This is a genomic window from Kurthia zopfii (genome assembly GCF_003143955.1).
Classification (GTDB): domain Bacteria; phylum Bacillota; class Bacilli; order Bacillales_A; family Planococcaceae; genus Kurthia; species Kurthia zopfii.
The window spans coordinates 20,502-27,755 of sequence record NZ_QFVS01000037.1 but is presented as its reverse complement, the minus strand read 5'-3'; the positions used below and the strand labels follow the sequence as shown (position 1 = coordinate 27,755).

At 36.9% G+C, this 7,254-nt stretch carries 12 protein-coding genes and 1 pseudogene; 9 read left to right on the top strand and 4 right to left on the bottom strand.

The annotated features are described in order from the left end of the window. Together DF281_RS11995 and DF281_RS11990 are read left to right on the top strand one after the other, a co-directional pair. Positions 1–404 (top strand): RNA-guided endonuclease TnpB family protein (locus tag DF281_RS11995; protein ID WP_146191514.1); only part of this gene is annotated, 404 nt, incomplete at its 5' end. A 116-nt stretch (positions 405–520) separates the two neighbouring features. Further along, positions 521–952, top strand: a complete 432-nt coding sequence (locus DF281_RS11990) for an NRDE family protein (RefSeq protein WP_109350500.1) — start codon at positions 521–523, stop codon at positions 950–952. Between the two features lie 37 nt (positions 953–989). Here DF281_RS11990 and DF281_RS11985 read toward each other — a convergent pair whose 3' ends face one another. From DF281_RS11985 to DF281_RS14775, 3 genes are all read right to left on the bottom strand, one after another. Beyond that, complete coding sequence (locus DF281_RS11985; protein WP_109350499.1) at positions 990–1,949, bottom strand: metal ABC transporter solute-binding protein, Zn/Mn family; 960 nt, start codon at positions 1,947–1,949, stop codon at positions 990–992. Positions 1,950–2,039: 90 nt separating this feature from the next. Then, positions 2,040–2,273 carry a membrane protein insertion efficiency factor YidD gene (gene yidD / locus DF281_RS11980; RefSeq protein ID WP_109350498.1) on the bottom strand — a complete coding sequence of 78 codons (234 nt, stop codon included), beginning with the start codon at positions 2,271–2,273 and terminating at the stop codon, positions 2,040–2,042. After that, on the bottom strand, positions 2,270–2,434 hold the full coding sequence (locus DF281_RS14775; RefSeq protein WP_166636135.1) for a hypothetical protein: 165 nt from the start codon (positions 2,432–2,434) through the stop codon (positions 2,270–2,272). The genes yidD and DF281_RS14775 overlap by 4 nt, the downstream gene beginning before the upstream one ends. 162 nt (positions 2,435–2,596) lie before the next feature. Between DF281_RS14775 and DF281_RS11975 the strand changes: the two genes are divergently transcribed. Then, positions 2,597–2,857: a GlsB/YeaQ/YmgE family stress response membrane protein gene (locus DF281_RS11975; protein ID WP_109350497.1), complete on the top strand. Its 261-nt coding sequence runs from the start codon at positions 2,597–2,599 to the stop codon at positions 2,855–2,857. Between the two features lie 44 nt (positions 2,858–2,901). Here the strand turns inward: DF281_RS11975 and DF281_RS14910 are convergent. Then, positions 2,902–3,150: pseudogene (locus DF281_RS14910) on the bottom strand (Cj0069 family protein); the annotation flags it as partial. Positions 3,151–4,080: 930 nt separating this feature from the next. Between DF281_RS14910 and DF281_RS11965 the strand changes: the two are divergent. From DF281_RS11965 to DF281_RS11940, 6 genes are all read left to right on the top strand, one after another. Further along, positions 4,081–4,260, top strand: a complete 180-nt coding sequence (locus DF281_RS11965) for a putative motility protein (protein ID WP_109350496.1) — start codon at positions 4,081–4,083, stop codon at positions 4,258–4,260. Between the two features lie 86 nt (positions 4,261–4,346). After that, entirely contained in the window at positions 4,347–4,808 is a 462-nt protein-coding gene (locus DF281_RS11960) for an NUDIX domain-containing protein (RefSeq protein WP_109350495.1), read from the top strand. Then, positions 4,798–5,577 carry an alpha/beta hydrolase family protein gene (locus DF281_RS11955; RefSeq protein ID WP_172461968.1) on the top strand — a complete coding sequence of 260 codons (780 nt, stop codon included), beginning with the start codon at positions 4,798–4,800 and terminating at the stop codon, positions 5,575–5,577. The genes DF281_RS11960 and DF281_RS11955 overlap by 11 nt, the downstream gene beginning before the upstream one ends. 99 nt (positions 5,578–5,676) lie before the next feature. Beyond that, positions 5,677–6,438, top strand: a complete 762-nt coding sequence (locus DF281_RS11950) for a DUF2087 domain-containing protein (RefSeq protein WP_370447852.1) — start codon at positions 5,677–5,679, stop codon at positions 6,436–6,438. Next, positions 6,435–6,722, top strand: coding sequence for a DUF2087 domain-containing protein (locus DF281_RS11945; protein WP_109350493.1), 288 nt, complete (start codon positions 6,435–6,437; stop codon positions 6,720–6,722). The genes DF281_RS11950 and DF281_RS11945 overlap by 4 nt, the downstream gene beginning before the upstream one ends. Further along, a complete protein-coding gene (locus tag DF281_RS11940; protein ID WP_109350492.1) occupies positions 6,722–7,054 on the top strand; it encodes a GIY-YIG nuclease family protein in 333 nt (110 codons plus the stop codon). The genes DF281_RS11945 and DF281_RS11940 overlap by 1 nt, the downstream gene beginning before the upstream one ends. Positions 7,055–7,254 lie beyond the last annotated feature (200 nt).

Below are 7,254 nucleotides of genomic sequence, written 5' to 3'. Positions count from 1 at the left end.
AAGTAGCCAAGTTGCACGAAAAAGTGATGAACCAACGCACTGACTTTTTGAATAAGTTAAGTACAGACATTATCAAAAATCACGATATAATCTGTATGGAAGACTTAAATACAAAAGGTATGTTGCGCAATCACAAGCTAGCAAAAAGTATTTCAGATGTATCTTGGTCTAGTTTTGTTGCAAAATTGCAGTACAAGGCTAACTGGTATGGTCGTGAAATTATCAAGATTGACAAATGGTTCCCATCAAGTCAAATTTGTTCAGAGTGCGGATACAAAGATGGCAAGAAAGCTCTAAATATTCGCGATTGGACGTGTCCTATTTGTCATGCACATCATGACCGAGATATTAATGCTAGTATCAATATTCTGACCGAAGGTCTTAGATTACACAAATTAGTATAAAGTATACAACAACCGTAGGGACTACGGGGCTAGCTTGGTAAATAAGAGAATCCTCTGGTAGTAAAGAAATACGCGATCAAGTATGCTCTCTTCCCAAGAATCTCGTGACTTTAGTCATGAGAGGTTCAAATGGTCCTTTCAATGTTATCGTCTATGATGGTGAAAAAATGATGCATTACAATAATATTCACGATGATCTACAAGAGATGACAGCAGGTGTGCATTGTGTCAGTAATGCGACTTTGAATACGCCTTGGCCGAAAGTGGAGAGAATGAAGCAATTAGTAAATGTTGCGATTCAGGACGATGCTTCCGCAGATGACCTTGTCGCAATTGGTAAAGATGTGGAGAAGCCAGTTGATGAGCGATTGCCGCATACAGGCGCAGGGTTGGAGATGGAACGTGAGCTATCATCTATTTTTGTCTTACGTGAAGTCTATTCTACGAGATGTACGACGGTTATTAAAGCGAACTCAAAGCAAATTGAATTTATCGAACAAACGTATGATCACGGTGAAGCGACTACTTGTGTGAAAGAAATTTATTAATAGTAAAAGCCAGTTCATCGAATGAACTGGCTTTTTTTTAATGTAATACTTTTTTAAAAGTATTTAAGTTATCTTCCATAATTGAAAGATAGTCTTTTTTACTTGCGATATCTTCCTTCGTTAGAACGCTTAGATTATTAATTGTTAAGCTTTCAGCGCCGATATCGTGTTGGATAACTTCTGAAAGTTTTGATGAAATATTTTGCTCGAATAAAATGTATTTCACATTTTCTTTTTTCGCTTCATCTGCAATTTTTGTTAATTCTTGTTGCGAAGGTTCATCTTGAGAATTTAATCCTGCGATTGAATGCTGATGAAGTCCGTATGTGCCAGCGATATAACCGAATGCCGCGTGAGATACGAAGAATTCCTTCGTTTTCGCATTTTTCGCCATATCTTTATATTGGCCATCAAGTTTTTGTAAATCAGCAATTAGAGCGTCATAGTTTTTCTCGTATTCAGCTTTATTTTTCGCATCTTTTTTCACTAATGCATTTTTTACTGATTTCGCTAAATCTTGTGAAATAATTGGTGATAACCATACATGTGGATCTGTGTCGCCATGAGAGTGGTCATGCTCGCCTTCTTCATGTTCATGATCATGTTCTTCTTCTTTTGAAGCAGTACTCACGTCGAATTTACTATGATCAATTTTCGCAGTTGTTTCGACAAGTTCTACATTTTCATTGGCTAATGTTTTCTTCGCATTCGTCACAAAGCCTTCAAGTCCAAGCCCTATGTAGAAGAATAAATCAGCATCAGCTAAGTGCATCATGTCTTGCTGTGTTGGATCAAAACTATGTTCATTTGAACCGGGTGGGTAGATGGATTTTACGTCGACGTGATCGCCACCAATTTTTTCAGCGAAATATTGAAGCGGGTATACCGTCGTGTAGATTGAGACTTTATCATTTGATTTTGTTGTTGTACTAGAATTACATGCTGTCATAAAAACAGTCAATACAGCAACAAAAGAAAGTAATAATATTTTTTTCATGTTGTCCTCCTTAAATAGTAATCATTACGATTTACATTTGTTAATATACTAGATAAATCGGATTTTGACAATAGAAAAACCATCGAAAATTTATTTTTTTTTCGATGGCCATTTTTCTGGTACTGGATCGAAGCCGCCTTTTGAGAAAGGTTGGCATCTTAAAATCCGATAAATTGTTAAGATTGTTCCTTTGATCGCACCATGTGTACGTAAGGCTTCAATGCCATAATTAGAGCAGGTTGGGTAGAAGCGACAACTAGGTGGTTTTAATGGAGAGATGGCTTTTTGATAAAAGCGGAAAATCAAAATAATAATATGTTTCACACGGAATCGTCCTTTTTAAAATCAAATTGTTCAGTTGGTTTCGGGTCGATGGTTTTGTGAGTATTATGCTTACTATTCTTGATGACATAGAAAATTAAAAAACAAGCAAGTGCAATTGTCAGCAATGCAACTGGTAATATAGCAACCCAAGCAATATTCATGAAAAGACCTCCACTGATAAATATATTGTACTAAAATACTGTATGTAACTATAGTATAATGCTTATAACTGTAACTGTCTGCAACGGAAAAGTGACAAAAATTGTTTATTATTATTGTTTTGAGGTAATATAAATATATAGTTTATGAAAGGAGTAGATTTTATGTTTTCATTTATTTGGTATATTGTTATCGGGGGTATTCTCGGTTGGTTAGCTGGACTTATAGTAGGAAAGGATGTTCCTGGTGGAGTCATCGGGAATATTATCGCAGGTATTATTGGTGCATGGTTAGGTAGCGTCATCTTAGGGGACTGGGGTTGGCAAGTAAGTAAATTTTACGTATTCCCAGCGCTAATCGGCTGTATCGTACTAATATTAATTGTTTCTTTCATAATGAAAGCAATGGCTGGTAAAAGAGCATAATAAAGTAAGAGAGGTGTCATAATATTTATGATGCCTCTCTTTTGCTATGTGCTGGAAGTAGTAGTAACAATTCGTTCAATAATTGACTCGGCAACGTCATGTGCTAGTTCTAAATATGATGTGAAGTCAGCACAGTAACAGTTCATCTTAACAATAATATAGCAATCAGAAGCATCTTCACACGTATCTAAAATGAAAACAGCCGTCCAAATCAGTGGTAAATCGTAATTACCAAGCAGCGACGTAATTTCGGGTAGTTGAATTATAAATGATGTCACAAGTGGCTGCCAATCTTCGGGTGAGTCGTATCGATACGTAGCACCAGAGAATAATGTTGCGCTGAAAGCATCCCCATCATCCTATGGTTTCTTATGGACAACATTGATTGGACGGTCTTGCAATATCAATAGTCGAATTTCAATCCTTTAATTCGAGGAAGGAATGGCATATCGACTAACATACCATTATCACTAATAAATATACTTTTCGCAAAATCCCATGAAAGCTCCAAGTTCCCAGTATTCCACATGATTATCCTTTGCTTCCGTACAGTAAATTTTCGTGTTTGTATGAGGAAGATCCGCTTCAACTTCCACAATTGACACACCCCAAATCCCTTCACCTGTAGATCCGCGATTTTGCTTGAGTACGCGCTTCCCTTTCGCAGTGAACTGCTCAAGGAACTATTGCTGTGTATAGTAAGCAAAAGTATCATACTAGTTAATTTTACGAGGGCATCCTTCGCGCTGTAACCGATCATAGCGTCTGGATATGGCATATTGAAGAAGCCATCATCACAAAGTTGGCAGAGCATAGTAAGTATGCCAATTCATGCTTTAAGTTTCCTGGATTAATTCGGGAAACATAGGCCACACCGTTTGCTAAAACATAGTTTAATATTTCCTGCTGTCTTTCAAGTTCATAAAATATTACCTCTGCAGCAAAACCTCCCTGTTTTAAAGCATGTACCATTGGCAAAGTATCTTTTCTATAACCATCGGGACCTTTGTTGCTACCACCTTATACCTCGAAAAAAATAACCTTTTTCATCATATAATAACCTACTTTATAACGTTTATTGCTAGAATAACATACAATTTTTCTAAGCAGATTGAATAGTCTTTTTTGATATTTAGCAAATGAAAATTGTAACAACACAATTTTTACATAAAATTAAAATTGACAGATTTATGCCGATAACAGTCGTATAAGAGGTGATTCAAATGGATGAAATCTCAATGGCGATGGCATCGATGCAATTACAACAACAAGTGCAGTTAAGTGTTGTTAGTAAAGCGATGGATATGCAAACGCAAAATGCAGATGCGCTAATCGAAGCGATGAATGAACTACCGGTGGCACAGGATCCAACGCGTGGCATATTATTCGATCAATCTGTATAAAATGATAGAAGTGCGCTTAATGCGTGCTTCTTTTTTTGTTTCCTAACATAGAAATCGCTTATACTACTAATAAGGAGTGATGTCGAATGTTTACATATACAGATTTAAACGGTTACGGTGTAGAATTATCATTCAAAAAAGCTGCTTTTTCCATCGAACCAAAGCATGTGTTAATGCTTGCAAAGTATGAGGGGAAATGGCTTTTAACTGAACATCCAACTAGAGGTGTCGAGTTCCCAGGTGGCAAAGTAGAAGCAGGCGAATCGTTAGAAGAAGCTGTGGCACGTGAAGTGTTAGAAGAAACGGGAGCAGTCATGGCACAATTTGAGTGGTTGGCGACGTACTATGTGCAATGTGAGAAGCCTTTTGCGAAAGCTGTATTCTATGGTTATGTCGAAAGTTTCGCAACAGATTTTGAAAGAAAAGAAACGAATGGCGCGGTACTTTTAACAGATGAGGAATTAATAGCACATACTAATTTGAGTTTTTATATGAAGGATTTAGGTATGACAAAAATGTTAGAGAAGGTGAGTCTACTTGAAGGTTAATGCAGAAATTGAATTTGCGAGAACATATCCTTCGCCAAATCCACATGTGAAATTGACGGAAATTACGTATTGGTCTGAAGGGATTCGTGTCAAAGGGATGCTGGCACAGCCTGTAGAAGCAGGTCAGTATGAAGGTATTCTATATTTGCGTGGTGGCATTCAATCAATCGGCATGGTACGCCCAGCACGTATCGCGGAAATTGCTTCACAAGGATTTGTCGTATTTGCGCCATATTACCGCGGTAATCGCGGAGGAGAAGGGAAGGATGAATTCGGAGGGACAGATGTTTACGATGTGCTGCACGGCATTACATTGCTAAAAAACTACTGTATTTCGGATCGAGTCCATCTATTCGCTTTTTCAAGAGGGGGCATCATGGCACTTTGGTCGGCTATTTTGAGAGATGATCTCACTTCAGTCGTTACATGGGGAGGCGTATCGTCACTTCGTCTAACGTATAAAGAACGTACGGATATGAGAAGAATGATGAAGCGGGTCATTGGGGGAACACCTACGAAAATACCGGACGTTTATGATCAACGTTCAGCAATTCGTCGTGCGAATGAGATTAATCTCCCTGTGCTAATTATTCATGGAGCATTAGATGACAATGTGAAAATTACGCATGCTCATTTACTAGAGAAGTCATTAAAAGGGCATGGAAAAGTAGTAGAAACATGGTATTACCCAGATTTGACGCATTTTTTCCCGGGGATTTTGAATCATGAAGTATTAGTAAAAGCATTAAATTGGATGAGAGAGAAGTAGTGAGTGAAGAACTTGCTGCTTCTTTTTTTGTAAACAAAAACATATAATGTTTACAAAATAAATAAACTATGAGAAGATGTGTTTATGAAAATACGTGAGGTGAACAAAGTGGGAGAAGATTTATTTGAAGTAGCGACCATTGAACAAATGAAAAAAGGCTATATCGAAGAGCAAGATCAATTTACTTGTATTCTTTGTGAGCATTCAATTGAAAAAGGCATCATTTATCAAAAAAACGATGTATTATACGAGGCTGAAAAATTCATGCAACATCATATACAAGAGAAGCATGATTCAGTGTTCGACTACTTTATTCAATTGAATAAGAAGATGACTGGCTTAACGGAACATCAAAGTAATTTACTGAAAGCCTTTTACGAAGGGCAGAGCGATCAAGAGATTCAGAAAAACTTGGAAATTGGCAGTGTATCGACGATTCGCCAACATCGATTTGCTTTGCGAGAAAAGGAGAAGCAGGCGAAAACATTGCTTACTTTAATGGCATTATTAAAAGAACGAGAAGAAAATCCAGAACAATTTATGCCGATTCATCGTACAGCGACAATGGTGGATGACCGCTTTAATATTACGAAAAAAGAAGAAGATGAAGTTTTGCAGAAGGTTTTCCCGAATGGATTAGAGGGAGAATTGATTCGATTTCCGAAAAAGCAGAAGCATAAAATCATCGTATTACGTGCGATTGCTGCGACATTGGATCAAGCTGCGCAATATAGTGAAAAACAATTAAATGAGCATATTTCAAAAATGTACGAAGATTATGTAACGATTCGCCGTTATCTAATTGAATATGGCTTTTTAGATCGTAAAACTGATGGAAGTGCCTACTGGGTGAAAAAATGATGAATGAAAAAGAACAGCGGGTTATTACGCAAGTATTTCTTAATGGTATCGCTCAAGGGATGTCTTATTATCCTCGAAAACAAGCGCAGAAAAGAGTCGTATTGCAAGTAATCGCTTCAAATTTTTCTAGGAATCAGAAGTATACAGAAAAACAAATCAATGAAGTAATCAAACAATTTTGGCCAGATTTTGTAACGATTCGTCGAGATTTATTCGAATTCCAATTTATGAATCGAACAGATGACGGCAGTGAATATTGGTTAATCGAGCAGGAGGAAAAATAATGGATCACCGAAAAGAGTTAAAAGAACAGTATAAGGAAATTAAGATTGAAGCAGGAATTTATACAATAACGAACACTCAATCAGGGGATGTATATGTAGGAGAATTGAATAACTTAAAAAGATTGAATGGCATACAATTTCAATTGAAAACAAATACGCATAATATTAAAAAGCTCCAAGCCGATTGGAATGAACTTGGCGAGGGTGGTTTTAAGTTTGAAGTGATCGAAGTGATTAAACAACCGGAAACAGGCTACTTCGACATGAAGAAAGAGTTAGAGAAAAGACAATTACATTGGATTGAACAGTTGAGCCCTGCATATAATGCGTAGGCACTGTTCGAATTGTTGAGGTGAGTGAAATTCGTTTTGATTTCATTCACTTTTTTTGTTCTAAATCGATCAAATCATTTATTGCCATATGTATTGCGCACTTCATAACTATTGTTTTGTTTTTAATACTTTCCACAAGAATAACGACGGCGTTTATAGTAAATCACCGATAATCTTTCTAACCATTTATATGGATAATT

Bases quoted from the DNA above. Each gene is read 5' to 3' on its own strand.
- DF281_RS11990 (WP_109350500.1), top strand. From the start codon at position 521: ATGAGAGGTTCAAATGGTCCTTTCAATGTTATCGTCTATGATGGTGAA.
- DF281_RS11985 (WP_109350499.1), bottom strand. From the start codon at position 1,949: ATGAAAAAAATATTATTACTTTCTTTTGTTGCTGTATTGACTGTTTTT.
- DF281_RS14775 (WP_166636135.1), bottom strand. From the start codon at position 2,434: ATGAATATTGCTTGGGTTGCTATATTACCAGTTGCATTGCTGACAATT.
- DF281_RS11975 (WP_109350497.1), top strand. From the start codon at position 2,597: ATGTTTTCATTTATTTGGTATATTGTTATCGGGGGTATTCTCGGTTGG.
- DF281_RS11965 (WP_109350496.1), top strand. From the start codon at position 4,081: ATGGATGAAATCTCAATGGCGATGGCATCGATGCAATTACAACAACAA.
- DF281_RS11960 (WP_109350495.1), top strand. From the start codon at position 4,347: ATGTTTACATATACAGATTTAAACGGTTACGGTGTAGAATTATCATTC.
- DF281_RS11945 (WP_109350493.1), top strand. From the start codon at position 6,435: ATGATGAATGAAAAAGAACAGCGGGTTATTACGCAAGTATTTCTTAAT.
- DF281_RS11940 (WP_109350492.1), top strand. From the start codon at position 6,722: ATGGATCACCGAAAAGAGTTAAAAGAACAGTATAAGGAAATTAAGATT.